The 25,875-nt window shown below is 40.2% G+C and carries 23 protein-coding genes; 9 read left to right on the top strand and 14 right to left on the bottom strand.

The genetic code is table 11. The features are described from left to right. Positions 1–183: 183 nt before the first annotated feature. The 5 genes from OQE68_RS10745 to OQE68_RS10725 all read left to right on the top strand — a co-directional run bounded on the left by OQE68_RS10745 (position 184) and on the right by OQE68_RS10725 (position 8,375). Entirely contained in the window at positions 184–2,016 is a 1,833-nt protein-coding gene (locus OQE68_RS10745; protein ID WP_180566557.1) for a LasA N-terminal domain-containing protein, read from the top strand. 374 nt (positions 2,017–2,390) lie between these two features. After that, entirely contained in the window at positions 2,391–4,469 is a 2,079-nt protein-coding gene (locus OQE68_RS10740) for a type VI secretion system Vgr family protein (protein ID WP_180566556.1), read from the top strand. Then, a complete protein-coding gene (locus OQE68_RS10735; RefSeq protein WP_180566555.1) occupies positions 4,466–5,335 on the top strand; it encodes a DUF4123 domain-containing protein in 870 nt (289 codons plus the stop codon). Before OQE68_RS10740 ends, OQE68_RS10735 begins: the two co-directional genes overlap by 4 nt. A 35-nt stretch (positions 5,336–5,370) precedes the next feature. Further along, the gene (locus tag OQE68_RS10730) at positions 5,371–7,479 is read left to right on the top strand and encodes a T6SS phospholipase effector Tle1-like catalytic domain-containing protein (protein WP_180566554.1); all 2,109 of its coding nucleotides are present in this window, start codon (positions 5,371–5,373) and stop codon (positions 7,477–7,479) included. Further along, positions 7,476–8,375, top strand: a complete 900-nt coding sequence (locus tag OQE68_RS10725) for a hypothetical protein (RefSeq protein ID WP_180566553.1) — start codon at positions 7,476–7,478, stop codon at positions 8,373–8,375. The genes OQE68_RS10730 and OQE68_RS10725 overlap by 4 nt, the downstream gene beginning before the upstream one ends. 104 nt (positions 8,376–8,479) lie before the next feature. Here OQE68_RS10725 and OQE68_RS10720 read toward each other — a convergent pair whose 3' ends face one another. Next, positions 8,480–9,514 carry an N-acetylmuramoyl-L-alanine amidase-like domain-containing protein gene (locus tag OQE68_RS10720; RefSeq protein WP_180566552.1) on the bottom strand — a complete coding sequence of 345 codons (1,035 nt, stop codon included), beginning with the start codon at positions 9,512–9,514 and terminating at the stop codon, positions 8,480–8,482. A gap of 273 nt (positions 9,515–9,787) precedes the next feature. On the opposite strand from OQE68_RS10720, the gene OQE68_RS10715 reads away from it, so the two are divergent. Together OQE68_RS10715 and OQE68_RS10710 are read left to right on the top strand one after the other, a co-directional pair. Further along, complete coding sequence (locus OQE68_RS10715; protein ID WP_180566551.1) at positions 9,788–10,729, top strand: LysR family transcriptional regulator; 942 nt, start codon at positions 9,788–9,790, stop codon at positions 10,727–10,729. 98 nt (positions 10,730–10,827) lie between these two features. After that, complete coding sequence (locus tag OQE68_RS10710) at positions 10,828–11,442, top strand: LysE family translocator (protein ID WP_180566550.1); 615 nt, start codon at positions 10,828–10,830, stop codon at positions 11,440–11,442. Positions 11,443–11,538: 96 nt separating this feature from the next. On the opposite strand, the gene OQE68_RS10705 is transcribed toward OQE68_RS10710, so the two are convergent. From OQE68_RS10705 to OQE68_RS10660, 10 genes are all read right to left on the bottom strand, one after another. Beyond that, a complete protein-coding gene (locus OQE68_RS10705) occupies positions 11,539–11,865 on the bottom strand; it encodes a DUF3392 family protein (protein WP_180566549.1) in 327 nt (108 codons plus the stop codon). A 10-nt stretch (positions 11,866–11,875) separates the two neighbouring features. Then, positions 11,876–13,018, bottom strand: a complete 1,143-nt coding sequence (hemW, locus tag OQE68_RS10700; RefSeq protein ID WP_266195609.1) for a radical SAM family heme chaperone HemW — start codon at positions 13,016–13,018, stop codon at positions 11,876–11,878. A gap of 60 nt (positions 13,019–13,078) precedes the next feature. After that, positions 13,079–13,684: an RdgB/HAM1 family non-canonical purine NTP pyrophosphatase gene (rdgB, locus tag OQE68_RS10695; RefSeq protein ID WP_180566548.1), complete on the bottom strand. Its 606-nt coding sequence runs from the start codon at positions 13,682–13,684 to the stop codon at positions 13,079–13,081. A 7-nt stretch (positions 13,685–13,691) separates the two neighbouring features. Further along, positions 13,692–14,141 (bottom strand): DUF4426 domain-containing protein, encoded by a 450-nt coding sequence (locus OQE68_RS10690; RefSeq protein ID WP_180566547.1) that lies wholly within the window; start codon positions 14,139–14,141, stop codon positions 13,692–13,694. Between the two features lie 80 nt (positions 14,142–14,221). Beyond that, entirely contained in the window at positions 14,222–14,812 is a 591-nt protein-coding gene (gene metW / locus OQE68_RS10685) for a methionine biosynthesis protein MetW (protein WP_180566546.1), read from the bottom strand. Beyond that, on the bottom strand, positions 14,802–15,959 hold the full coding sequence (metX, locus tag OQE68_RS10680) for a homoserine O-succinyltransferase MetX (protein ID WP_180566545.1): 1,158 nt from the start codon (positions 15,957–15,959) through the stop codon (positions 14,802–14,804). The genes metW and metX overlap by 11 nt, the downstream gene beginning before the upstream one ends. A gap of 302 nt (positions 15,960–16,261) precedes the next feature. Next, entirely contained in the window at positions 16,262–18,226 is a 1,965-nt protein-coding gene (locus OQE68_RS10675) for a dynamin family protein (protein ID WP_180566544.1), read from the bottom strand. A 594-nt stretch (positions 18,227–18,820) separates the two neighbouring features. Continuing rightward, positions 18,821–19,426: a YggT family protein gene (locus OQE68_RS10670; RefSeq protein WP_180566543.1), complete on the bottom strand. Its 606-nt coding sequence runs from the start codon at positions 19,424–19,426 to the stop codon at positions 18,821–18,823. A gap of 42 nt (positions 19,427–19,468) precedes the next feature. Further along, a complete protein-coding gene (gene proC / locus OQE68_RS10665; protein ID WP_180566542.1) occupies positions 19,469–20,296 on the bottom strand; it encodes a pyrroline-5-carboxylate reductase in 828 nt (275 codons plus the stop codon). Beyond that, on the bottom strand, positions 20,297–21,004 hold the full coding sequence (locus OQE68_RS10660; RefSeq protein WP_180566541.1) for a YggS family pyridoxal phosphate-dependent enzyme: 708 nt from the start codon (positions 21,002–21,004) through the stop codon (positions 20,297–20,299). Positions 21,005–21,194: 190 nt separating this feature from the next. Here OQE68_RS10660 and OQE68_RS10655 point away from each other — a divergent pair, with 190 nt between their 5' ends. Then, positions 21,195–22,229: a type IV pilus twitching motility protein PilT gene (locus OQE68_RS10655; protein WP_180566540.1), complete on the top strand. Its 1,035-nt coding sequence runs from the start codon at positions 21,195–21,197 to the stop codon at positions 22,227–22,229. Positions 22,230–22,381: 152 nt separating this feature from the next. Further along, a complete protein-coding gene (locus OQE68_RS10650) occupies positions 22,382–23,521 on the top strand; it encodes a PilT/PilU family type 4a pilus ATPase (protein WP_180566539.1) in 1,140 nt (379 codons plus the stop codon). 256 nt (positions 23,522–23,777) lie between these two features. Here OQE68_RS10650 and ruvX read toward each other — a convergent pair whose 3' ends face one another. The 3 genes from ruvX to OQE68_RS10635 all read right to left on the bottom strand — a co-directional run bounded on the left by ruvX (position 23,778) and on the right by OQE68_RS10635 (position 25,808). Further along, positions 23,778–24,335 (bottom strand): Holliday junction resolvase RuvX, encoded by a 558-nt coding sequence (gene ruvX / locus OQE68_RS10645; RefSeq protein WP_255490733.1) that lies wholly within the window; start codon positions 24,333–24,335, stop codon positions 23,778–23,780. Then, on the bottom strand, positions 24,289–24,864 hold the full coding sequence (locus tag OQE68_RS10640; protein WP_180566538.1) for a YqgE/AlgH family protein: 576 nt from the start codon (positions 24,862–24,864) through the stop codon (positions 24,289–24,291). Before OQE68_RS10640 ends, ruvX begins: the two co-directional genes overlap by 47 nt. A 65-nt stretch (positions 24,865–24,929) precedes the next feature. Continuing rightward, positions 24,930–25,808 (bottom strand): energy transducer TonB, encoded by an 879-nt coding sequence (locus tag OQE68_RS10635; RefSeq protein WP_180566537.1) that lies wholly within the window; start codon positions 25,806–25,808, stop codon positions 24,930–24,932. Between the last annotated feature and the right edge of the window lie 67 nt (positions 25,809–25,875).

Here is a 25,875-nt window from a genome sequence, read left to right as displayed (position 1 = left end):
ATTTTCCTATTGATCTATCAATATCTATAAAATTTGAATTGGTTCTCTAGTTAAAAATGAATTAGCTGCAAGACTGTTTATTGTATTCGTTAAATGTCTCCGTAAATCCAATAATGCATATCATTATACTATTTGAGAATAGTCCATAAGATATACATCTATTTATTGACAAGGATTGTTGCTATGAGAAATCAAAACATAAAAATATCATCCTTTAAAAAAGGGCTGTTAAATATTTCTACAATTATCTTTGTTTTAAGCTCTTCAAAAGCTGTTGTTAGTGCAGAACAAAATAATGTTATTAGAGACAGTTATGTCTTCGAGCAAAATCAGCTTATATATACAACTGATGAAATGTTTAGCTTTGACATAAAGAGTTATCTTGAGAGTAATGCGCCACATTTAATTGATTATGCTGAAGTTATCTCTCATTGGAGTGGCTATTCCAGTATAAGCCCCAAGGTTATTATAGCGTTAATAGAGCAGCAAACAGGCTTAGTTTCAAATGAGTATTTAGATGTATCGGTATATTATAAGCCAATGGGTAGTTTGTCAGATAAACATGGGTTTTCTGAACAGGTAGAAGATGTTGCTGTTAAGTTAGCAAAATATTTTTATAAGACAAATGATAAAACAGATTTAACTGCCAAAACATCTTTAGAACAATTATTTGAAGGTCATCAAAGTCGAAATATCGATAACAATAGTGGTATAGGAGAGTTTTATGATATTTATTACCGACTGTTTCCAAATGAGCCTACTGTAGAAAGTGATTCATCAAAGCTTTCAAATAAGCAATATTTATTTAACTTACCACCTGATAATCTTTTGCAATTACCCTACCTGGTAAATAAAGCCTGGCGTTATGGGGGGACCCATACGAATAACGGTAGTGGTAGCTTTCCTCAATCATCACTTGACTTAAATAATGGTGGTAGCTGGGGCTCTAATACCTCTAATATATGGGTAGCTTCTGCTGCGCCAGGTAGAGCGAAAGTACATTCATCTTGCAACTTAGAGATTATTCACCCAGGAGGCTGGTCAACCACTTATTATCATTTAGATAATATTAAGGTGCGGACGAATGATACCGTTACACGCAACCAAAAAGTCGCTAATTATGCCAATAACAAACCACAAGCCTTATGTCAGGGAGGTCACTCAACTGGGCCTCATCAACATTTTAGTTTAAAGAAGGATGGTCGATATCAGCATCTTAATAATGTCAAACTTTCGGGGTTTAAGGTACATACAGGTAGGGACAGCTATGATTCTGATTGCCGTTATTTCTGGTTAGAGAAAAATAATACCAAATACTGTGCATGGACAAAGTTAACTAACCCTGGTGTACCCGATGGTCCGGGCCCTGATCCGGATCCAGATGATAAAGCATTAAAAAATGGCGTGCCTGTAACGGGGCTTTCTGCAAGTAAAGGAAAGCAAGCGTACTATAAAATTCTAGTACCAGCAGGGGCTCGCAATCTGAAAATTAAAATAAGTGGTGGGTCTGGTGATGCTGATATGCATGTCAAGGCAGGCTCAAGACCTACCTTATCAAGCTGGGACTGCAGACCTTATAAGGTTACACAGCTAGAAGAGTGTAATTATAAAACACCAAAGGTAACAACTTATTATGTAATGCTCCATGCTTTCAGTAATTATAACAATATTAGTCTGGTGGCTTCTTATGATAAACAGATTGTTGAAGAACTGAAAGATGATGTACCTATAACCGGGTTGTCAGCTGAAAAAGGTAATCAAAAGTATTATAAAATTGATATACCAACAGGGGCCAGCAACCTGAAAATAAAAGTAGATGGCGGTACAGGTGATGTTGATATGCATGTAAAAGCAGGCACTAAGCCAACACTGTCAAGTTGGGATTGCAGGCCCTACAAAACCACTCAGTTAGAAGTATGTAGCTATAAAACACCTAAAACAGGTAGTTATTATGTGCTGCTAAATGCGTTTAGTAATTACAATAATGTGAGCTTAGAGGCATCTTATAGTAATTAATTGATTTCTCTCTGAGGGCTTCGTGAAAGGACTTTGGACCATATTCCTTCTCCCCTTTGGGGAGAAGGTTAGAAATTCCATTATGTGACCCTCCAAAGATTGAGATTGGATCGCGCTACAGTCCTTCCGTCCAGGGGCTAGGAGGGATTTTAAGTTGCTAGAGCTTTTGTCCCAACAAATACCATCTTTTTAACTACACTTCTAGTGAGGTAGTTTTAACTAGTCACCCTATCATATTAGCCAGCTATTCAGAGTGTAGTGTTGTATGTTGCAGTTAACGCCCTTCACCTTTCTATTCTCTTTATTATGTCATGTTTTTGTTAGCCATCCTGTTATTAGTATTGGTAACTTGGTAGTAGTGGCAGGAGGTGACCATGGACATAGGTAACACCAGCCGTTTTACCTTCACCATCAAGGGCATAGAAGACGAGTTACGAGTCGTCAGGTTTGATGGTCGTGAAGGGATTTCCCGCCCATTTATTTTTACCATTGTGGTTGCCTGTGAAAACTTCGATCTGGAGTTTGACGACATATTAGAGCAAACCGCCCAGCTGGTCATTCGTGAGCCTGAGCAACCGCGTTATATAAACGGTATTGTTCATGCCATGTCAGTGGGGGATCCGATAGGTGACAGGTTTTGTAAGTATGTGTTTGAGCTGGTACCTAAATTTGCACTACTACATTACCGAATTAATCTGAAAATTTTTCAGCAACTCACGGCGGAAGGCATTATTAAGCAAGTGCTGGAAAATGCCGGCCTGACTACTGACGACTTTACCTTTCAAATCACTTCCGACTTACCCACTCGGGTTTATTGCACCCAATACGAGGAATCAGACTCTGAATTTATTCATCGGCTAATGGCTGAAGATGGCCTGCACTATTTTTTTGATCATACAGAAGACAAGTGCATGATGGTGATCAGTGACAGCCACTATAGTTTTAAACCAGTGCCAGTTACTCCGGAAATAGAATATAAATACCAAAGTGGCCAGGTCATTACCGATTATTTTATTAGGCTGTTTTATGTGACCATAGAGGCCAAGCCAAATACCGTCGTATTTCGTGATTATAACTTTGAACGCCCCAAGCAAGACCTAGAAATTACCGAAAAAGCCAGTGGTGAAGACTCTAAAAGTGGCAAAGGCTCTGAAATAGGAGGCCTGGAAGTCTATCAACACCATGTGCCCTATAGAACACCAGAAGCGGGCAAGAAAAAAGCCCAAACTGCACTGTTGGCTTATCGTTCTACCCGCGTATTAGGTCAAGGGAAAACGAACTGCCCTTATATAACGGCAGGCCATTTCTTTCAGCTACAAAATTATGATGACCCTCGTTATGATGTTCAATGGCTGGTCGATGATGTATGGCACTATGGCAGCCAACCCCAATCAGTAGAAGAGTTTACCGGCAGTGGTAATAGTGGCTATAGCAATAAATTACATGCCAGTCCCAGAGATCATGTATTTAAAACTCAACCGGTCGCCCCAAAACCGAAAATCCGAGGTTCACAAACCGCATTTGTCACAGGCCCTAAAGGCGAAGAGATTTACTGCGATAAATACGGTCGGGTAAAAATCCAATTCCACTGGGATAGAGACGGTAAATACGACGAAAACAGCTCTTGTTGGGTGCGGGTTAGACAACCACTAGCGGGTAATAAATGGGGAGACTTACTTATCCCAAGAATCGGTACCGAAGTATTAGTGAAATTTGTTAATGGCGACCCCGACCAACCGATAATCATGGGCTGCTTATACAACGGTAAAGATAAACCACCCTATAAACTTCCCGATCATAAAACTCGTACCACCTTCAAAACCAACAGCAGCCCGGGTGGTGATGGCTTTAATGAAATTCGCCTGGAAGATAAAAAAGGCAATGAAGAAGTCTTTATTCACGCTCAAAAAGACTTGGATATACAAGTCAAAAACGACAAGCGAGAACACATCAACAACGAACGCCATCTGAATGTCGATAACTGCAGCTACGAACACCTTAAAGGCAAATTCCACCAAAAAATCGATGGCAACTACAACTTAAATGTTAACAAAGACATCCACACCATCATCAACGACAGTTTGCACAGTACCACCGGGGTGAAATACAGCATCCAAGCAGGCAACGAAATTCATATCAAAGCTGGCGACAAAATCGTATTTGATGCCGGGGTAGAAATGACCCTAAAAGGCGGCGGCAGCCAGGCTAAAATAAACCCCTCTGGCGTGCATTTTACAGCACCGAAAATCAAAATTAAAAAAGGTACATCGGGTAGTGGTAGCGGGCTAAGTATACAGGAGCCAAGTGTAGCGGTTGAGGCGGATACCTCTATACCGGGATTAGCTCAATCTCAACTGGGTACGTTGAAAAAAGCAAGAGAATTAGCAGCTCCTGCATGTGCCATATGTGAGCCGTGCCTTGATAATGTATGCCCTACAGGAGAAAAGGAATGAATAAAAACGAACTGATCATTCAGCTCAATCAGCCAGAGTATCAATCTTCACCTCTTTATTTCATTATTGATAGTTTGACTGAAGATAAGCTTTATCAAAACTTCTTTCTTTATAAAGAAAGTGATCCTTATGCTGTTTTATATCAACAAACCCGTTTTAATGAGTTATACCAAGCAGGTCCAATATTTGTGCAAACATCTATCAACTCACCGTTAGCAGATTATCTACTAAATAATTTATCTCATTGGGGATGGTTATTTATTTCTGAGGCTCCTTTTGAAAAGTTGGTTGAACACTTCAGATGGTTGATTACGGCGAAATACATAATAGATGGATCAACAGTAATATTTCGATATCAAGACCCTCGAGTATTGTACAAACTTATTCCTGCACTCACTCCAGCAGAGTCATTACAGTTATTTAATTCAATTGATCAGATATGGATACAAGATCTAAATAAACAGTGGCAAGAATTTATACTTAATAGCCAAACTCTTGATAAGACTCAAGCTGAGAATGTCCCTGATAGTGAAAAAAATGAAATGTTTATACTTTCCCGAAAAATGCTAGAGGCGACGGGCAACGATAACGTACTTATAGATAACTTACAAAAAGAGCTTTGGCACAGTTATCCAGTTGAAATGGGACGTTTGTTAGCACATGGAGAGCTAGAAAATATGTTGCTCCATATTCTTAAAGAGGCAAAAAACTTGGGTTTTACTGCCTATGATCAGTTGAGGAAATTTATAATTTGGAGTGGTCAGCATGGCGTTAATTTCCAGCGAATAGAGAAGTTAAGAAACCAATTAATTGCAGTAGAAACAGCTGAAGAGCGATTTAAAATAATAGAAAAATACTTTTCATAATCAAATTAAGGTTGTATATTGAGTTCTAGTTAATAATGAATAGTAACAGTAAAACGCAGTGTCCTAATTGTAATCACTGGGCTGAAGTACATATTTTTGATCCTCGTGCTAAAGGCTTCCCTGGTCATGAGTATCTTTTTATTGATCAGCAAGGTAATGAATATAATGGAACACTGAGTAAGCATAGTATAATTAGAATTAACAATATAGCTGCTGGCCCTTACAAGATATTGATTAAGGATAAAAATAGCTTTTTAAAAGATGCTTGGTTGAGGCCAGTGTGGGATGACAAGGAAGAAGCCAGTTTTATCGTTCCAGATGAAGAAAAGGATATGCCCATTAGCGCTGTACAAGATATGGCACAAATGGAAGGAAAAGTTTATAAAAAAGTAGAACTACCAAAAACAGGTACCGATAAAATTAACTATTTGGACGAATTTGCAAAAACACCAGAAGAGTATTACGAACTAACCGAGCAAGTTGATTTAATTCATGATAAGAAGTATTACATTGAGCTAAAACCTCCGTTGACTGAACCACTGTGGATTTCATGCTTTTTTGACGGCACAGGAAATAGCCTAGTTTATGACAAAATTCTAGAAAAAATGACTAATGTAGGGAAACTGTATTGTGCTCATGTGGGTGAAACACGTGATGAATTTCGTGATGCAGACAAACGTATAAAATATAAATATCATGAAGGAATGCATTGCTATGCATTATATTACAGGGGAGTGGGTAGTGATCCAAATAGTAAAATTGATGAAGTAGCTGGAGGAGGTTTTGGACTAGGAACAAGAGAACGTGTTGACTATATAAAAGAACAAGTAACGGCAATATTCGATTTACATGTAAACTCTATACAGAAAGACATTTCTGCTTTTGGTTTTTCACGCGGATCATCTGCTGCCAGAGCCTTTAGCTGGGAGGTAAATAAAGATGATATTAATAGTGACAAGTATGAGACTCTAGTCCGACTAAAAATTCCTGGACAGTCACCTATTGTTAACACTACCAGTCGAGACTTAAACACTTATGTAACACTTAAGCATAAGTTTACCCAAAAGTTTCTTGGTATATTTGATTCAGTGACTTCTATTGGTCTTGACCCTGACAATATAGAGTTTGGTATTGATTTTGAAATCCATGAAAAAATCGAACGCGTAGTACATTTTATTGCTGCTCATGAACGACGAGGAAAATTTGACTTGCAATCGATAAGATTGTACAACACTTGGACACAGCCAGTGTCAGGCAAATGGTTAGAAAGAATGTACCCAGGAGTACATGCTGATGTCGGTGGTGGATATTACCCAGGTGAGCAGGGTAAAAGTAATGAATTAGCCAGAATTCCGCTAAATGATATGTATGATGAGGCAATTAAAGTAGATGTCCCACTTGACACATTAGAAGTACTAAAAACAAAAAAACTTATGTCAGACAAAGAGCATCAAGAATCTAAGATTATTTTTGAGAAAAACATAGCAAATAAAATAAGCAGTATTAGAAATAATTCAAATAAATCTAAAAATGAAATAAATATAAAGGTAAATCGTGAAATAAGTAAAATTAAAGACGATTTTTCTGTTTTTTCTTTAAAGTCTATTTGGGAGTGTTTTGAGCGAAATAGTGAAATGATGGATCTTTTTGAGAAGTATAGTGATGAGATTAAGAAATTGCTCTTAAGGACGAATAAAGATAATATACAAAATGAGATAGCGGAGCATGAATTTCTATTGTTTTGTTATTTTAGGTTGTCTATTGATAATGTTGATTTGATAATTAAAGATGTTCCTGACTGGTATGAGAAAAAGTATGAATATAAAGATTCTTTGGAGAAATTAAAAGGTGAGCTTAATGAGTTTTATTTGAGATTTGTCGCTGCTTTCGAACCAGAAAAAATACCTTCTGCTGTAAAATGGATAGATAAAAAAGATATCTCACGTCAACATGAAAGATGGTATGATGCTATAACGCATGGATACAAAAAATTAGATCCAGAAATTTATAAGTTTTTCTTATATTATATTCACGACTCTGTGGCTCATTGGATGTTTTCTTTTATTGATGCTAGAACACATGCTCGAGGAGTATTTTTTCAATTTGATCCAAGATCAGTAATTGAGGTTTATCCCAACGAATGAAAAAAATTCTCATTTTTTTAATTATTTTTATATTTTCTATTAATGGATGTAATGAGTCTTCTATTAAGTTATCTGAGGTTAAGAAACAGTCTTTCGATGAACAGTATAAAATAGCAGAGCAAGCTTGGCAACAACAAGATCATGAGTTAGTACTTGATATTCTTCATCATCTTGCTTCCAAAAAATATCCTCCTGCATTACTTAGGTTAACTGATCTGTATGAGTACCATGATAAAATCAATCTATCTTTTTTCAGTAAGTACCAATGGCCTCCTAAAGCTCCACTATTGGAGGCATGTACCTGGAGTTTAAAGGCAGCCCATTTAGGTAACGAAGAAGGAACTGACAGAGTTATTGATTTTGTAGAAAAGAATCTTATTGAATCTAATAAAAAGTATTTTTCTTACTATTTGCGGTATAAAATGGCTGAAAATGGGCATTATGCAGGATTTCTTGCTATTGGGAGTACATTTAGTGGATCAAAAATGCTTAGTAGTATGATTGGATACCATGAAAAAAATATAGATAAAGAAATCTACTGGCATAAATTATCTGCCTTGAAAGGATCTAAAAAAGCATTTTACTTTATAGCATTTAGCTATAAGCACGAAAAAAAAGAATTAGTGACAGGGAATGCTTGGTTTTGGTTAGGTGAACAACAAAGTGATTACGAAAGCAAGAGTGCTTTTAGTGCTTATAAATCACGTGTTACAAAGGAAGAAGCTGAAAAGACTATTAAGCTTGCAAAAAGAATTTGGCAGGATTTAAATGAAAACAAAGAAGCCCTAGTATCAGAAGGTATCAAAAAAGTTAAAGAAAAACTAGCAGAGCCTGAAATGCAAGAGCTTGAGAAGTATTTTTACGGTTTGAAAAGCTGTGAAGATCTAGCTAAGTAGCGGTATTTTTAATATGATAAGCAGCAAAGATTGCTCACCAAAGAGCTTTTAAGTAGAACCCAATGCTCTGTGGTGAGAAAAAAGCGAAAAATTTTCGAAAAAAACTACTGTCTTAGCCTTAAAACATTAACCCCTTTAAGTGTAGAGCTTAGTAAAAACTTTGAAAAATACTGAGTGAATTCAATATCTACAACAGCTTTCTGGCTGGAGCTGGCATGACGGAAATACAACGTGCCATTTTTACGAATAGCCAAACCCTGATGGGATACATTCATATTCGTTCCAATCCATCTTTTAAGGTTCCAGTTAGGTCTGACTACATTAATAATGCTGCCGGAGGGTATTTTATCAAGTAATTGTTGATTAATTTCTGAATCTGCTATTCTATTATTTAGTTTAAATTGTTTTATTTTTGTTTTACGCGCTTTATCAGATAATGATTCATCAGTTTGAATTGATTTTATTTTATTCGCTCTTTCTTGTAAAACCTCTGGAGTAGGAGTTTTTTTAACAAAAATAGTGTCGAGTGGAATATAAGGTAAGCTTGCTTGTTTAGGTTCGAATTGATTTCCTTCAGCTTTTAGCTGTTCTAGCAGCTGTTGTTTACTGTTTTCGTCTATATCAACTGATTGAATTCTATTTATTTTGCTGGCTTCATACCAAGCTTTTTTATCAATAATTGCTACTGCTTGAGCAGTTATTTCTCCTGTTATTGAACGAGTGATATCTTCGAAAAGTACCTGGTTATTTGGTATCCAGTCAAGGCTGGGGAAGTGATTGCGAGTAGTATATGAGACATAACCACCTTTGTATCTGATGTTGTTTATATTGTTTAAAAAACTGTCAGAAGTGCCTGAAAGAGCAACAGCTATTACTGTTTCAACAAAAGTAGTACAGTCAAACTGATCAAAACGGTAAAGTGGATCTCTGTCGTATTTTCCGTTGGCTCCTTCTCCCAACTTTCCATCAGCATAAGGTGATCCAAGTAATAGTTCGCTGATTTTTTCTACTTTTTTGATAGTAGTCAGATTTTGAGTAGTATCTATTAAGCTTTGTGTAATGTTAGATGTTGCAAATAAAGGTGAAGAAATGAATATTGATAAAGCTAGCGTGACGGCTTTTTTGCTAGTAGATAGCATATAGTGACCTATGATATAAATTTGAAAGATTCAATAAAGTAGTTCCTATATTATCAGTCTTGTTACTCGCTTGTAACAATGGTTTTGCTAAATTTAGCTGGTATTTTATTAGAGGTTATAAAGAGGGCTATACCATTCGTTGTGAATATATCTCTTTATTCAATTATTCTACAGCTATCTTATTTTACTCAGGTCACACTATGTTTCACATTGAGGTAATATGAATTACATTTAGTTTAATCAGTTAAATGTTCAGGATATGGCTAACACAACATGTCAAAAAACATAAACCTAGGTTTGCTTCAGACTCTGCTTATCCTGCTACAAGAAAATCATGTTAGTAAAGCAGCTGCTCGACTTAATTTGACGCAATCTGCTGTCAGTCGACAGCTCAGCCAGCTTAGAGAGTTGTTTCAAGACCCCTTGTTCGTTCGTCAAGGCAATCTATTATTAGCTACTCCCAGAGCAAAACAGTTAGAGCCTGAGTTAAAGGTACTTATTCAGCAAGTTAATACTTTAGTCTCACCTGTGCATTTTGATCCTGCTCACTGGCAAGGTAGTTTAACATTGGCTTCTTCCGATTATGTAGGGCAGTTTATTTTTCCAGATATATTTGAGGCTTTTGCCCAGCAAGCACCCGGTTTAACCCTGAATTATCAGTTATGGCAACCCGATCAGTTATCGGTATTGGGTGAATTGGATATTGAGTTTGTGACTACTATGTTGGATCAACTACCTGATGGTATTTATGGGGAGTTAATTGGCCAAGATGGCCCTGTTTGTGTCATGGCAAAAACACATCCTTTTGCTCAGCAGAGACCTGATATATCACTATCAGACCTGTTGAGTTATCCTCATATTTCAATTACGGCGGGAGGAGAAAAAGACAGCTTTGTAGATACTTATCTGACTTCCATTCAGAAGCAACGTCATATTCAACTGAAAGTCCCCCTATTTTCGACTGCAATAAACATCCTTTGTCGCAGTGATGCACTACTGGTGATTCCTGAGCATATTGCCTTGCATATCTCAAAGCACTTTCCTATTTGTTATCGATCGCTACCGATTCCAATGCCTATCCATAAATACTGGCTAATCTGGCATCCTAAATACGATATAGATCAGGCGCATATTTGGGCGCGTGGAATGCTGATTACTCAGCTTAAAGGATCTATCTACTCTCCATTACAGGTTATGAGTAATAATCATGACTAACTCTACTATTTTTAATTTCTTATCATAAGCCTAGATTGCTAATCTATGCCCGGAAAGCAAACCCTGCCTTTTTTATTAGTAGTGGAGTTTTATTCCTTATGGAATTTAGTCTTTGGCTATCCCTGGTATTAATTTGTCTGTTAGGTGCAATGACTCCAGGTCCTAGCCTGGCTGTGGTCATTCAGCACACAGTGGGTAGCAGTCGATTACATGGTTTTTGCACGGCCTGGGCGCATGCATTAGGCGTTGCATTATATGCACTGTGTAGTTTATTAGGGTTGTCTATTGTTCTACAGCAGTCTCCACTTTTGTTCAAAATAATTGCTTATGGTGGTGCAGCCTATTTGGCATGGTTGGGTTTCAAAGCGCTTAGCTCTAAAGGGGGCTTGGTCAATCAACTAAAATCCCATCAAACAGCCAGTTATAGCAAAGCGGCTAAAGATGGGGCTATGATTTCCCTGTTGAATCCCAAGCTGGGACTATTCTTTCTAGCTCTTTTTAGCCAGTATGTTTCTGCAAGTTCAGACCTTTCTAGTCAAGTTGCTTTAGTTTCCACGCCATTAGTTATTGATGGGCTCTGGTATAGTTTGGTTGCATTTTTATTGACCATCCCAAAAATACTGAGCGCTATCCGTCAACAAGCCATTTGGATAGATCGAGTGTCTGGAGTGATCTTGCTGTTTCTAGCCGTGAGGGTGGTGTGGGCTGTCTAATATGCTCTTCGCTGTCTGACGGACACTTCGCAAGCCGTCTTGTGCAAGAGTTCGTCAGGTTGCGCAGAGGTCATAAAACAATTATTAGAGGACCGTTTAGTAGTTTCTATCTGCGATCATCCCTATACCAATAAATAAAAACAACAATATTGGTGAGAGTATAAGGTTGTGTAGTGAAACGAGTATGTCGGCTAGCCAGGGGGTTAAAAAGATTAGTGCAGCACCATAACCAACAGCACAAACCAGTATAAATACGGCAGTTCGGATTATAAAATTAAAGCGATTAATGTGACGTTTTATTGCCAGGTTAACTTTATTGCCAAACAGTACAATTAATGTAGCCATAATAGCTAATGCCGTCTCGTAACTGTACTTTTTGCACCATAGCGATAGTTGGCTAAAAATATCTAAAAATGCATCCATAGTTTATTCTTTAACTCATAAAAAATTCGAGCAGATCGTTTAGATACTGAGTACCCAATAGAGTAGGTTTGACTGTGTCATTGGATATATCAAGCAGCTCTTTGTTTACCGCTCTTTTTAAGTCTGTTTTTATTGACTCGACAGAAATTCCGGTGCGTTCACTAAAATAGCTAAGGGGAACACCTGCTGTTAATCGCATGGCATTCATCATAAATTCTAAGGGAAGTTCTGATGTTGTAATTACCCGTTCGCCAGCAACAAAAGTTTTCTCTGGGTTTAAATAGTCTTTAGGTAACCGAGTCTTCCATCGACGTATAATCTGTTGTTGGGTTAAATCAGTGAGCTTACCGTGGGCTCCTGCACCAATGCCGATAAAGTCGCCAAACTGCCAGTAATTCAAATTATGTTGTGCTGGTCTACCTGGCTTACTATAAGCAGAAACCTCATATTGTTGGTAATTTTGTTGCGCTAACAAAGCCTGGCCAGCTTGCTGGATATCCCATAGCAGATCATCAACGGGGAGCTTGGGTGGCTTTGAGAAAAAGACCGTATTAGGCTCAATGGTCAGTTGATACCAGGATATATGAGTTGGTTCGGCAGCAATCGCTGTGTTTATATCGACTAACGCTTGTTCAACTGTCTGGTTAGGCAAGCCATGCATTAAATCTAGATTAATATTTTCAAAGCCAGCTTGTTTGGCAATATCAACTGCTAGCAGCGCTTCATCTGAGTTGTGAATACGCCCAAGCACAGTTAAATGCTCTGGATTAAAGCTTTGTATACCAATAGAGAGCCGGTTAATCCCAGCCTGGAAGAAGCCTGCAAACTTTTCCTGTTCAAATGTGCCTGGGTTGGCTTCCAGTGTTATTTCTATCGTTTTTGCAAATTGAATATGAGTTTTTAGTCGGCTTAATAAGTCTTTTATTGCATTGGCTGAAAGCAGACTGGGAGTTCCGCCACCAAAAAAAATACTCTGTAGTTCTCGATTTTGAATGAGCGCCTGTTCCTGAATAAAGTCCTGAACTAATGCATCAATATAATCCATTTCGGGTATTTGTTGAGGGGAGGTGTGTGAGTTAAAGTCACAGTAAGGGCATTTACGCACACACCAAGGTACATGAATATAAAGGCTTAAAGGGGGTAATTTGATCACAATATACGACTTTAGCTAGCTACATACCCAAGAGATTAAAACCATATGAGAAAGGTTTTGCTAACTCTTTTTTAATTTCGTTAACAATTTCTGCATTGCTTGAGCACGATGGCTGAGTTTGTTTTTCAGGTTTGAGGGAAGCTCTGCAGATGTACAATGCTCAGATGGCACAAAAAATAACGGGTCATAACCAAAGCCATTGTCACCACGCACTTCTTCTAAAATGATACCTTCCCAAGTGCCATGACAGATAAGGGGAGTTGGATCTGCCGGGTGCTTTAGGTAAACCAGCACACAGTGGAAGCGGGCAGTACGCTCACTGGGAGACTTGCCTTCTAGTAGTTGTAATAATTTCTGGTTGTTATCAGCATCTGATGCTGCTTCGCCAGCAAAGCGGGCAGAGTAAATGCCTGGGGCACCATTGAGAGCATCCACCTCTAAGCCAGAGTCATCAGCAAGTGCTGGCAGCCTAGCAATGCTTGAAGCATGGCGTGCTTTTAAAATGGCATTTTCAACAAAAGTAAGACCCGTTTCTGCTACTGATTGGATACCAAATTGCTTTTGGGGCAACATCTTAAAATTTAGCCCCCCCAGTAAGTGTTGAAATTCGTTCAGCTTACCTAAGTTATTGCTTGCTAGTACCACTTGCTGAATATTGCCTGACATAAATAGATTATTCCTCGTATAACTTGTGCTGGAAGTTAAGCTCGAAGGGGGCCTGGTTAGGATCGGGCTGAATTTCTACAGTAAATTTTAGCTGTTCTTCGTTGGTAAATTCAAAAGGTGCTAAATAATAAACAGCGGTGCCTTCTTCGATTTTTTTAAATGAGAGCGTTTGTGATTGTTGAATTAGGTTGATGACTTTTCCATTCAATATCGCACTGATTGGTTTGTTGCTGTCTTGTTGTTTTTTTTGTACAGAAATATTAATTACACCTTCACGCTTACCCCGTGGAATACCATATTGTGCAGCGACATTAGGCTGTAAAAAAGTGCTGTTGAAGACAGAGTAATGAACTGTATAGTCGTTAAACGATTTGGTTTCTGCATTAACTGATGGGCTTAATAAATAAGCAAAAATCACTGCAACATAACCCATCAAGTTTAGATTGACTTTCATCATGGCTGACTGCCCTTGTTTGTTAAGCTGACTCGCTGATCGTAGCCTAAGCGGCTATTGATTAAAGTATACTCCAGCTCACACTAACGAGTGAGATGGTAGATGGCTATTTCCCCAAACAGGTTTGGTAGTAGTCGTGACAACCAATCACCACGGTGAGTTTGGTCTACTACCATACGGTTAAGAATTCTCACTTGTTTCTGCTGGCAAAGCTCTTCAAAGTCTTTAAAAGTACAGAAGTGGATGTTCGGGGTGTCATACCAGGTGTAGGGCATGAACTTGGATACAGGCATTTTGCCTCGCTGGGTTAGGTAAAATCGGCAACGCCAATGACCAAAGTTGGGGAAAGTGATAATACACTCGCGACCAATTCTTAACATTTCCTCTAACACTAAGTGAGGGTAGTGAACAGCCTGTAGTGCTTGAGCCATTAATACAGTATCAAAACTATTATCGACAAAATTGCTAAGCCCTTTATCTAAGTCTTGTTCAATAACATTAATGCCTTTTGTAACGCAGCGTTCAATATTATCAGGATCAATTTCTAAACCATAACCCAGGGTTTGTTTGTGTTCCTGTAAATACTTCAGAAAAGAACCATCACCACAGCCTAGGTCTAGCACCCTGGATTGAGGGTCAATCCATGCCTGAATAATTTGAAAGTCAGTTCTCATTGGCTTTCACCTCATTGGCAATACGGGCTAAATAAGCTTTAAAAGCATTTCGATAGCGAGGGATTGGTAGTAAAAATGCGTCATGGCCTTCTGGCGCATCTATGTCCAGGTAGCTCACATTTTTTTTGGCAGAAATCAGTGCATCAACTATGTCTTTGGAGCGTTCGGGAGAAAAGCGCCAATCTGTCGTGAATGACATAATAAAAAACTGGCAGCTGGCATGACTTAATGCGGCCACTAAGTCATCGTTATAATCTTTTGCAGGATCAAAGTAATCTAGGGCTTTGGTCATTAGCAGGTAAGTATTTGCATCAAAATTTTCAGAGAAAACTTCACCCTGGTAACGTAAATAACTTTCAACCTGAAACTCTGCACCAAAATCAAAATTAATTGCGCCAGAGCGTAATTCTCTGCCGAATTTTTGCCGCATGGCATCGTCAGAAAGGTAAGTGATATGGCCAACCATTCTGGCAAGCATTAACCCTTTTTTAGGGTAATCATTTTGCTCTTTGTACCAGCCATTATGAAAGCCTTCATCAGACATAATGGCTTGTCGGGCAACTTCATTAAATGCAATATTTTGTGCTGTTAATTTTGGGGCAGAGGCTATAATCACAGCATGCTTGAGCCGCTCAGGGTAGTCGATGGACCATTGCAGGGCCTGCATGCCTCCTAAGCTACCGCCTATGATAGCAGCCCACTGCTCAATACTAAGCATGTCTGCTAGCCTGGCCTGGCTATTCACCCAGTCTTTAACTGTTACTATTGGGAACTCTGGTCCATAAAGCTTTTTGGTGGCAGGGTTAACGCTGTTTGGCCCAGTAGAGCCATGACAACCGCCGAGGTTATTTAAAGCCACCACAAAAAAATGGTTGGTATCAATTGGCTTGCCTGGGCCAATGTAGTTATCCCACCAGCCTGGCTTGCGATCTTCCATACTATGGAAGCCAGCAGCGTGGTGGTGACCACTGAGTGCGTGACAAATCAATACAGCATTCGATTTATTGCTATTTAGCTTGCCATAGGTTTCGTAGGCTAACTCATAATGAGGTAGGGTTTGGCCACAAGCAAGCTCCAAAGGGGTGTTAAAAATAGCTAACTGGGGTTCAACCAAGCCTACCGAGTCGGGTGGAATTTGTTCTGGCATGATTAGCTTACTTCACTCCTTTATACCCTTTTTGAATAGTTTTTAGGGTATCTTGAACGAAACTGTCGTATAGCAAATGGGGATTATGGGTTGTATACCCAAGACGAAGAGTATAATAAACAGAAGTCTGTACTATAGCTATTAGCTTAGTAAGTTATTTGAAGGGCTTTGGAAAACACCCTCCCCCGTTCTAACTAACGCTCTTATAAGTATTAAGGCCGCTATCGTGCACTAATTGAAGCAGCCAGTGACCCCCTATCCCGAGGAAGAGGGGATTGAAAATAGGAAGGAGGCATGAAAAATTACAGAGTAGAGGGCCACTCATCTTGTATTATAGGCTCTGGTTCAGCGTTGTTATTAGATTGACCCAGAAAGCCATCGGCTAGCTCTAGCTGTTTAGCTGTATCATTAATAAATAAGCTGATCTTTTCTGAGCGCCAAAGAATACTTTGGGCATCCATTGTTAGGTTACGCAACTGAACCATTTGCTGCTCAGTGAGCTGCTTTTGCTCTAAAGTATGCTGTAGTAATGGTTGCAGTACATTGTTTGCCCATTGAGTAGTTTCCTCTTTTAGCAGCTTTAGGGCTTGATTAATTTGGTTAATTAATGTGTTAAATAAGCGAGTAGGGATCGGCCCTGTCTCTGGTGATTGAGCAGTAAGTTGTTGGTTAAACCCTTCTGAGCGGGTTTGTAAAGACCGGAACTGTTGAGTGTAGAACTCTAAATCGATATGAGGAACAGGTAAAGTCAGTTCATCATGCTTTGGTTGATAGCGCTCATATAATGAGCTGGCCATTTTGTTTGCCATACTCACTTCAAGCTTCAAATTATTTAAGTCTAAATATAAAGACCTGAAAAAGTCAGCAATACCTTGGGCAAGACCAGCACCTGGGGTCCACTGCTCACTGATACTACTTTTAAGCTTATTAGCAAGGCGACTAAACTGTGGGGTGTTAGCTGCAGTGCTTAATAGTTCTGCTTGTCTAGATAGTAAACGGCGATTAGATTTTAAAGTGAGTAGCCGCTTGTGGTAATTCTGAAACTCTGCCTTGGTTTGGGTATTTAATTCTTCAATGATAGTTTTGTTCTCACCAGTGCTTTTACCTATAAGCTGGTGCTGGGCTTTTAAGTCTTCTAACCGTAACCGCATGGAGTCACGGCTGTTCTTCATCATGGCTAGGGTGCTTTGCAAAATTGGAGTAGTAGCCAGTTTAGTTTGATGCTCATTAACTCGCTCACTCAGCGCTTGCTCTAATGCATCGATATTGCTGCGACTAATTTGTCGTTGATTTTCGCGCACTTTACCCAGCAGGGCATGCTTGGCAGAAACAGGTAAAATGCTTTCTGCAGCTAAGCCTAGTTTTTTAGCAATAGATTTTTGTCGTTGGGCGATCGTGAGCTGGGCATAGCGCTCACCTTCTAAGTCATCCCATAGCAGGTCGACTTTATTTAATACAGTGAGTAGCTGAACTGTTGGGTCATCTTGAATTTGTTTTAAATAAAACTTCCAAACAGCCAAGTCATTAATGCTGATGTTTTTCTCTGCACTGACTACAAACACTACAGCATGGCTGTGATTGAGAATATCCAGTGCTAGCTCAGGCTCGCAGCCATAACTGTTCAAGCTGGGGGTGTCAATAATGCGCAGCCCGTGATTGAGTTGGGGGTGAGCAAAACTAATTACCGCATAACGCCAGGCAGGGATAATCACTTTACCTGGTGTGGTTTCACTAGCTTCCAAAGCACCAGGGCTAAACCCGAGTTGCCGAGCTTCTTCATAGCTGGCATGGCGATTACGCGATACTTCATTGAATGCCTTGGCCATTTCAGCTGGATTATTGCCTGGTAAGCTGATGGTTACCCATTCATCAGGTGATGCTTTATAGCTAGCAATGGTGCGCTCAGTTTTACGTGTTTCAATGGGGAGTAATCTGATATAAGCATTGGTAGCTGTTTTATCTGATAACACTTCTGTTGGACACATGGTGGTACGGCCCACTTCAGAAGGAAACAGCTTTTGACCAAACTGAGAAGAAAACAAAGCATTGATCAGCTCTGTTTTTCCCCGTGATGACTCACCTACAAAAGACAAGGTAATAGCATCATCAACCAGCTTCTGTTTGGCACGTAAAATAAGGTCTTCTATCTCTGGGGAACTAAGTTGGTTTTTAGACAACCAACCAGTATATTGGGAGAGCTGACTGTTGGCTTTCCGTTTCCAGTCTATATATTGTTCAAGTTGTTTTGTTAAACTGCTCGTGTTCATTGCTTGGTACCACTACCCTTAAATGCGGCGACTTCCTTTATACTTAGCCAGCTTCTTTAGACCAGTTGTGGGCCTAGTGCTGCATATTCTAAATTAAAAGTGCCGCACTATATTTAATTAAACGAAGAGGCGTGGAAAGGGTCAATTAATCACTACAAAAAAATTACAGCTCTGTGATAGATAACACGAATTTAAGCCGATAAGGGAAATTGATTGTATAAATAGTGTGAAAGCCTAAGGGCGAACATAGTCTGTTAATTGTCGTATTCGTTTGGCAGTTATAGGGTTGGTCTTTTTATGCTCAGTAGTTACGATGTGTCGTTATACTTGTGACTTGAGATGGTCAATAGGTGATTGATAAAAGCACTACTCACTTTATACTGAAAATAATTTGAAATAACTAGCAGGCAGTGCTTGGCACGGATAGCCTAAGGGCACCTCTAATAATTGTTTGCTGTCTTGCACTGGGTTAGCTTGTTTGGAAAGGCAGTCAGCCTTACGCATCACAAGTCGCCTTTCAAGACCCTGTCAGATTACACAGAGGCCATAAACAGTTATTAGAAGTGCCCCTAGGTTTTTTTATATTCAGCTTCTTTATATATAGCTAAGAAAAAACCGCAGACCAATATCTGCTAAAGCAATACCTTTTAAGGCATTCACGGTTACCAGCTTTAGAACATAAATGCCTAAAAATACCACCATAATGGAAAAATCTAAGCCCCCCAAGGGTGGAATAACTTGTCTGATTCGTTTGCTCATGGGCTCAAATAGCTGATTAAGCAGCATTAGTGCGGGACTATAGCTACCTGGTGCAATAAAACTTGCTATGGCAATGATAATGCCTGCAAACATATAAAAATTAAGCAGAATGCCTAATAAGCCAGCAATTGAGGCAACTATTACCATGCCAAAATGTAAACTAAGCGGCGACACTCCACCAATTAATGAAATTAAATACACCAGAACTATTTGAACTAATAAAGCTAGCACTAGGCTAGCAGTGTCTGAACCGGCTATGCTGGGGATAAAGCGCCTTAGCGGTATAAGAGGTGGAGTAGTTGCTTTTACCACAGCCTGAGAAATAGGATTGTAAAAATCCGCTTTAATCAGCTGCAAAATAAACCTTAACAGTACCGCAAGTACATAAAGCTCCCCGACAAACCATATTATCAGGCCTAAAACCATTTGCAGTGTATCCATAAGTTTTTCTCTAATCCTTAGTGCTAATCGTAAACAGTTGGATTACTTGTATTCAGTTGCCATTTCTACTGAGCGTTGATAACAGGCTTCCATTGCATCATTTACTAAGGACTTAAAGCCATTTTGCTCAAAAAACTGAATCGCTTGTTCAGTGGTGCCACCAGGTGACATGATTTGTTGTTTTAATTCAGTAACAGTATATTCGCCTTGTTGTGCCATTAAACCAGCGCCAATGGCTGTTTGTGAAGCCAACTTAATTGCATCTTGTTCAGTAAGCCCCATTTTTTTTGCTGTAGCGACCATTGACTCAAGTAGCAGAAAAAAATAAGCCGGAGCACTGCCTGATACAGCAGTTACTGCATGAAGTAGTTCCTCATCTTCAACCCAGGTACTGTTACCAATGGTAGCAAATAGTTCGGTAATAAAATCTTTATCCGCCTGTGTCGTATGCTTATTCGCATAAAGTCCTGTTGCTCCTTTACCTACTAACGAAGGCGTGTTGGGCATACTGCGAATAACGGCTAGAGAGTTGTCGCCTGCCCAGCTGGCAATTTGGCTAGTGGGAATACCTGCTGCTACAGATACCAGTAAAGGTTTATTGTTGACAATAACAGGTGCTAACGTTGCCAGCACATCCTTTAGCTGTTTAGGTTTGACCGCTAATACGACAATATTTGCCTGTTGCACGGCAGTTTTATTATCAGAGGTTGTTTGGATTTGCCATTGAGCAGGTATTTTATCCAAGGTGGTTTGGCTGCGAGCAGTTGCCCAAATGGATTGAGAAGGGTAGCTTTGCTGAACTAATCCACCAATGATACTTCTGGCCATGTTGCCAGCCCCAAGAAATGCGATTGTCTTATCTGCTTTCATCTATTTATTCTCTGGTTTAACTGGAGGACGTTGCCCAAAAATTGCCGTACCTACTCTGACATAAGTAGCCCCTTCTAAAATGGCTGCTTCTAGGTCATTGCTCATTCCCATTGATAATGTATCGAGAGGAGCCTCTGGTAGTTGCTTCTGTAACAGTTGTAGCGCACTAGCCAGTTGAGCAAAATTTGCACGCTGCTGTACTTGATCTTCTGTTGGGGCAGGGATTGCCATTATCCCTCGTAGGGATAAATGAGGTAACGAGCAAATAGCACTGGCTAGTTCAGATAATTCAGTTAGAGATACACCTGACTTGCTTGCTTCACTGCTAATATTGACTTGTAAACAAATATTTAAAGGGAGAGTGCCAATTTCTGCTCTCGCTTCGTTTAGGCGAGTGGCAACTTTAAGTCGATCAACACTATGTACCCAGTCGAAATGCTGGGCAATCTGTTTGGTTTTATTTGATTGAATAGGCCCAATAAAGTGCCAGGTCAGTGGTAAATCTTGCAGGTGTTTCTGCTTATCAAGGGCTTCCTGCAAGTAATTTTCACCAAACTCAGTTTGGCCTGCTTCGTAAGCTGAACGAATTAACTCAGCAGGTTTGGTTTTACTAACTGCAAGCAATTTTACTTGTTGTTTATATGAGCTAGTGGCAGCAGCTTTCGCAATTTGTTGACGAACAGAGTCTAGATTGTTTGCTATGGTCATTAATAAACACTTTTAAGCTTTCGTGATGTTAGGGGAGCAAGCTCTTCTGATAATAAACGATGTGCTAACAAATCAAAATGTTAGGGCCTATTGACTTCAGGCGTTGTATAATTTTTGCAGTAACCAATAATTGTTGTAGTAAAACTAGCTGCAGTTGTAACAAAGCAAGAAAAATAATTGAGGAACCAGCATGGACATAACTGAGTTGCTTGCCTTCAGTGCTAAGCAGGGGGCATCTGACTTACATATTTCTGCCGGGCTGCCACCAATGATCAGAATAGATGGTGATGTCAGGCGAATTAACTTACCAGCTTTAGATCATAAACAGGTCCATGCACTGATTTATGACATTATGAATGATAAGCAGCGTAAGGATTATGAAGAATTTCTTGAAACTGACTTTTCATTTGAAGTGCCAGGTGTTGCTCGTTTCCGGGTAAATGCTTTTAACCAAAACCGAGGCGCTGCGGCGGTATTCCGAACCATCCCATCTAAAGTTCTATCAATGGAAGAGTTGGGAATGGGCAAAGTGTTTAAAGATATTGCCGGCTATCCAAGAGGAATAGTACTGGTAACTGGGCCAACCGGTTCAGGTAAGAGTACGACACTTGCCGCGATGATGGATTATATTAATGAAAATCGCTATGAACATATTCTAACCATCGAGGACCCTATCGAGTTTGTGCATGAATCCAAAAAATGTCTGGTTAACCAGCGTGAGGTACATCGTGACACCTTAGGGTTTAGTGAAGCTCTGCGCTCTGCCCTTCGGGAAGACCCGGATATTATTCTGGTAGGTGAGATGCGTGACTTGGAAACTATTCGTTTGGCACTTACCGCCGCTGAAACAGGTCACTTGGTCTTTGGCACCTTGCATACCACTTCTGCGGCTAAAACCATTGACCGGGTAGTGGATGTATTCCCGGCACAGGAAAAAGATATGGTCCGGTCTATGTTGTCTGAATCATTACAGGCTGTAATCTCACAAACCCTATTGAAAAAAATTGGCGGTGGGCGAGTGGCAGCCCATGAAATCATGATTGGTACCCCTGCAATCCGTAACTTGATTCGTGAGGATAAGGTTGCCCAAATGTATTCATCTATTCAAACCGGCGGTAGCTTGGGGATGCAGACTTTAGACCAATGCCTGAAAGACCTTCTGCAAAAAGGCATTATTGGTCGTGATGCAGCTAAAGAAAAAGCCAAAATTCCAGATAGCTTTTAAGAAAGCTTTAAATGACGGGTGACAGCAACTGAGCTGTTAGCCGTACTTATTCTGAAGTTGCAGGCTATTTTAGAGAAGTGCCACTAGACTTAATCAAGAAGTGATACTTTAAGCAGCATACTGTTGTTCCTGCTTTTTCAAATGGTGCAGGTATGGAAATTAATAAGATTTTAAAGTTAATGGTTGAAAAAGGGTCTTCAGACCTTTTTATTACTGCTGGGGTGCCACCAAGCATGAAGGTGCATGGCAAAATTGTCCCCATCACCAAAACTAACCTCAGCCCGGAAAAAACCCGTGAGACCGTTTATGGTGTGATGAATGAGTCTCAGCGCCGAGAGTTTAATGAAAAGCGTGAGTGCCAATTTGCTTTGAGTGCCAGAGGGGTTGGTCGGTTTCGGGTAAGTGCTTTTTATCAGCGCAATTTGGTTGGTATGGTATTAAGGCGGATTGAAACCAATATCCCTGAAGTGGATGACTTAGGCCTGCCTTCAGTTATTAAAGATTTAGCCATGACAAAACGTGGCTTGGTCATATTTGTAGGCGCGACAGGTACGGGTAAATCGACATCGCTGGCAGCCATGATTGGTCATCGTAACCAAAATAGCACAGGGCATATAATTAGCATCGAAGACCCCATTGAATATATTCACCAGCACCGTGGCTGTATTATTACCCAGCGAGAAGTGGGTATTGATACTGACAGTTTTGAAATTGCCTTGAAAAACACCCTGCGTCAGGCCCCTGATGTCATTTTAATTGGTGAGATTCGTTCGCGAGAAACCATGGATTATGCTGTTGCATTCGCTGAAACAGGGCATTTATGTCTGGCTACTCTACACGCTAACAATGCTAACCAGGCGCTAGATCGGATTATCCACTTCTTCCCTGCTGATCGGCACAGTCAGACCTGGATGGACTTGTCACTAAATATGCGAGCAATCGTTGCCCAGCAATTGGTTCCTACCCCAGATGGTAAAGCTCGTCGAGCCGTGGTGGAGGTTCTGTTGAATACGCCTCTTGCATCAGATTTGATACGTAAAGGATCAGTGCATGAGCTAAAACCATTGATGCAAAAGTCCAATGAGTTGGGTATGCAGACCTTTGACCAAGCATTGTATAAGCTCTATAACGCAGGTGAAATTACTTACGAAGATGCCCTTGCTCACGCAGACTCACCTAACGACTTACGCTTGATGATCAAACTTGGCTCAGAAACTGACTCTGATCACCTAACCAGTGTGGCGGATGCGTTGAGTATTCAAGAGGAGGAAGAACCAAGAAAGATGTTCTAATAGCCTTCGCGAAAGCTTTTTATGGTTTGTTGTCTTCGCTCTTCACCCCAGTCACTTATTACTTATAAGCTCCTGGGGGCAAGTCTGCTACTGTAAGACTTGCGGTAGCAGCTTTACTTCATAAGAAAGTGCTACTGGAACTCATCGCTCGACGGCCCAGCTAGCACTTTTTATTTCAATTAGTGTGGCTATCGCTAGCTTTACAGTAGTAAGCCAGCCCCCTAAAAACCTTTCACTGTGGCTATATTTTGTATGTCTAGGAGCTTTCTTGGGCTGCTAGTTGGGCAAGCCACTCTTCCAGTAAAACCAGTGCGGCTAGGCTATCAACTGGCCGCTCTTGATAGTTTCTCCGATGGCCTATTTCATCTGCCTTTTCTTTGGCACTTCTTGTCGATAGCCGCTCATCAGCAGGGTACCAGGGCTTGCCAAAACGCCCATGAAGGCGATTTGCAAACTTCCTTGCACGTATTCCCATCTCACCCATAGTCCCATCCATATTGAGTGGTATACCCACTAAGAATGCATCTGGCTGCCACTCTTGAATAAGTTGCTCCAGTGTTTGCCAGTTGGGGGCGCCATCATGCGCTCTAATTGTAGGCAGAGGAGAGCTGGTACCAGTGACCCGTTGGCCAATGGCAACCCCAATATTTTTTGTGCCAAAATCAAAAGCCATAATTTGGCTGATTTTGTCGTCTAATTTAGGTAAAGAAAAATCAATAATCACAGAAATATTTATATTGAGTTGAAGATAGCCAAAGCGAAGGGTATCAGGCGTGACCGACTTCTGTGGAGAGTAGATGCAAATCCACCCCAATTAATGCGGCAGCTGCTTCCAACCGTTTTTCCATCGGGGTTTGAAATAAAATGGATGGTTCAGCATCACAAGTAAGCCAGGCGTTATCTTTTATTTCTCGTTCCAGCTGGCCTGCTTCCCAACCTGCATAGCCAAGTGCTACTAGCGCATTGTCGGGGCCATGATTCTTAGCCATTGCTTGCAAAATATCTTTCGAGGTGGTCAGCTGAATACTGGGGGATACTGCAATACTTGAGTCCCACTGGTGCTGACCGGGGGTGTGAAGCACAAAGCCACGCTCAAGCTCTACTGGTCCACCAGCATAAATAAGATCGCTTTGATACCGGTTATTTGAATCAGGCACAATTCCAACCTGACGAAATATCTCGCCCAGGGTTAATTGGGTTGGCCGATTAATAACAATCCCCATTGCGCCCTGATCGTTATGCTCGCAAATAAAGGTGACTGATTGCGAAAAATTAGGGTCCATTAAATGGGGCATAGCAATCAGAAAGCGATTTTTTAAACTGTCAGGCACTTGTGTTTTCATAACCCTAAGTATTGGGGTATGTATAAGGGAACACAAGGTCGAGCTTAGAAATTTTTTGGTCGCTGTTAAAAACTTGAAAGATAATTGCCTTTTTCGAAACGAAAGGTTCGAATGATTTCGACTTTATCAAATTCCCTTAAATCATCACCAAAAGGTGCGTAAGGCGCAGCTAATTTCACAATTCGAATAGCTGCATCATCAAGGACTTTTTTGCCAGAAGATGAAGAAATTTCAACTCGGTCCAGGCTACCATCAGCATTAATAATCGCGACTAGTCGTAAGCTGCCATAAATTTTGCTTTGACGAGCTTTTTCGGGGTAGTTGATATTACCTACTTTTTCAACTTTGCGACGCCAGGCTTCTTTATAAAAAGCACCTTTGTCTCGCATGGTAGATGCTGCTGTAATCCGATGAATTTTTGGTCGCTTAGCATACTCTTGCACTTGTTGATCAAGCTGAGCTTGCACCGCAGCAACTTCAGCACTTATTTCAATAAACTGCTTAGTTTTTTCACGACGATTGGTTTTTTGCTTTTTCTGTTGTTTAGTATCTGCTGTGACCCGTTGTTTTGAACGACTAGTTGTTGTTACAACATCCGACTTTTGTGCTTCTTGTTGTTTGACTACTTGCTCTTGAGGCTGTGGAGATATTTTACGATGCTTAGTGTCAGCAATTTGAGCTTGTTGGTTGGTGGTTGGTCGGGCTTTTTCTTCTAAGGTACCACTACCCTCTTGATCAGCCTGAGCCAGAAAGTCTGCTTTATCTGGGCGCTTTTGGCTTTCGTAGGAGGCAAGGGTAATCTCAATTGCTTTACTCATCTTGGGTGGATCAAGTAAGTCAAAGCTGATAAGCAAGAGCAATAAGTGGGCACCAATAGCAACAAAGGTCGCAAATAATAGCCTGTCCGTTGATGAATTATGTGCGTATGCTTCTGCGATAGCCATCTGCTTCTACATCCAAACCTAAGTCATATGCCCATGTGATAAAACTGCACTTTACAGCCTTATACAG

Origin of the sequence: Spartinivicinus marinus (genome assembly GCF_026309355.1) — a bacterium.
Taxonomy (GTDB): Bacteria; Pseudomonadota; Gammaproteobacteria; order Pseudomonadales; family Zooshikellaceae; genus Spartinivicinus; species Spartinivicinus marinus.
The sequence above is the reverse complement of the archived record's forward strand: the minus strand, read 5'-3'. Positions and strand labels throughout refer to the sequence as shown.

Excerpts from the sequence above, each read along its gene's own strand:
- OQE68_RS10745 (WP_180566557.1), top strand. The coding sequence starts at position 184 with ATGAGAAATCAAAACATAAAAATATCATCCTTTAAAAAAGGGCTGTTA.
- OQE68_RS10740 (WP_180566556.1), top strand. The coding sequence starts at position 2,391 with ATGGACATAGGTAACACCAGCCGTTTTACCTTCACCATCAAGGGCATA.
- OQE68_RS10735 (WP_180566555.1), top strand. The coding sequence starts at position 4,466 with ATGAATAAAAACGAACTGATCATTCAGCTCAATCAGCCAGAGTATCAA.
- OQE68_RS10730 (WP_180566554.1), top strand. The coding sequence starts at position 5,371 with ATGAATAGTAACAGTAAAACGCAGTGTCCTAATTGTAATCACTGGGCT.
- OQE68_RS10725 (WP_180566553.1), top strand. The coding sequence starts at position 7,476 with ATGAAAAAAATTCTCATTTTTTTAATTATTTTTATATTTTCTATTAAT.
- OQE68_RS10720 (WP_180566552.1), bottom strand. The coding sequence starts at position 9,514 with ATGCTATCTACTAGCAAAAAAGCCGTCACGCTAGCTTTATCAATATTC.
- OQE68_RS10715 (WP_180566551.1), top strand. The coding sequence starts at position 9,788 with ATGTCAAAAAACATAAACCTAGGTTTGCTTCAGACTCTGCTTATCCTG.
- OQE68_RS10710 (WP_180566550.1), top strand. The coding sequence starts at position 10,828 with ATGGAATTTAGTCTTTGGCTATCCCTGGTATTAATTTGTCTGTTAGGT.
- OQE68_RS10705 (WP_180566549.1), bottom strand. The coding sequence starts at position 11,865 with ATGGATGCATTTTTAGATATTTTTAGCCAACTATCGCTATGGTGCAAA.
- rdgB (WP_180566548.1), bottom strand. The coding sequence starts at position 13,684 with ATGTCAGGCAATATTCAGCAAGTGGTACTAGCAAGCAATAACTTAGGT.
- OQE68_RS10690 (WP_180566547.1), bottom strand. The coding sequence starts at position 14,141 with ATGATGAAAGTCAATCTAAACTTGATGGGTTATGTTGCAGTGATTTTT.
- metW (WP_180566546.1), bottom strand. The coding sequence starts at position 14,812 with ATGAGAACTGACTTTCAAATTATTCAGGCATGGATTGACCCTCAATCC.
- metX (WP_180566545.1), bottom strand. The coding sequence starts at position 15,959 with ATGCCAGAACAAATTCCACCCGACTCGGTAGGCTTGGTTGAACCCCAG.
- OQE68_RS10675 (WP_180566544.1), bottom strand. The coding sequence starts at position 18,226 with ATGAACACGAGCAGTTTAACAAAACAACTTGAACAATATATAGACTGG.
- OQE68_RS10670 (WP_180566543.1), bottom strand. The coding sequence starts at position 19,426 with ATGGATACACTGCAAATGGTTTTAGGCCTGATAATATGGTTTGTCGGG.
- proC (WP_180566542.1), bottom strand. The coding sequence starts at position 20,296 with ATGAAAGCAGATAAGACAATCGCATTTCTTGGGGCTGGCAACATGGCC.
- OQE68_RS10660 (WP_180566541.1), bottom strand. The coding sequence starts at position 21,004 with ATGACCATAGCAAACAATCTAGACTCTGTTCGTCAACAAATTGCGAAA.
- OQE68_RS10655 (WP_180566540.1), top strand. The coding sequence starts at position 21,195 with ATGGACATAACTGAGTTGCTTGCCTTCAGTGCTAAGCAGGGGGCATCT.
- OQE68_RS10650 (WP_180566539.1), top strand. The coding sequence starts at position 22,382 with ATGGAAATTAATAAGATTTTAAAGTTAATGGTTGAAAAAGGGTCTTCA.
- OQE68_RS10640 (WP_180566538.1), bottom strand. The coding sequence starts at position 24,864 with ATGAAAACACAAGTGCCTGACAGTTTAAAAAATCGCTTTCTGATTGCT.
- OQE68_RS10635 (WP_180566537.1), bottom strand. The coding sequence starts at position 25,808 with ATGGCTATCGCAGAAGCATACGCACATAATTCATCAACGGACAGGCTA.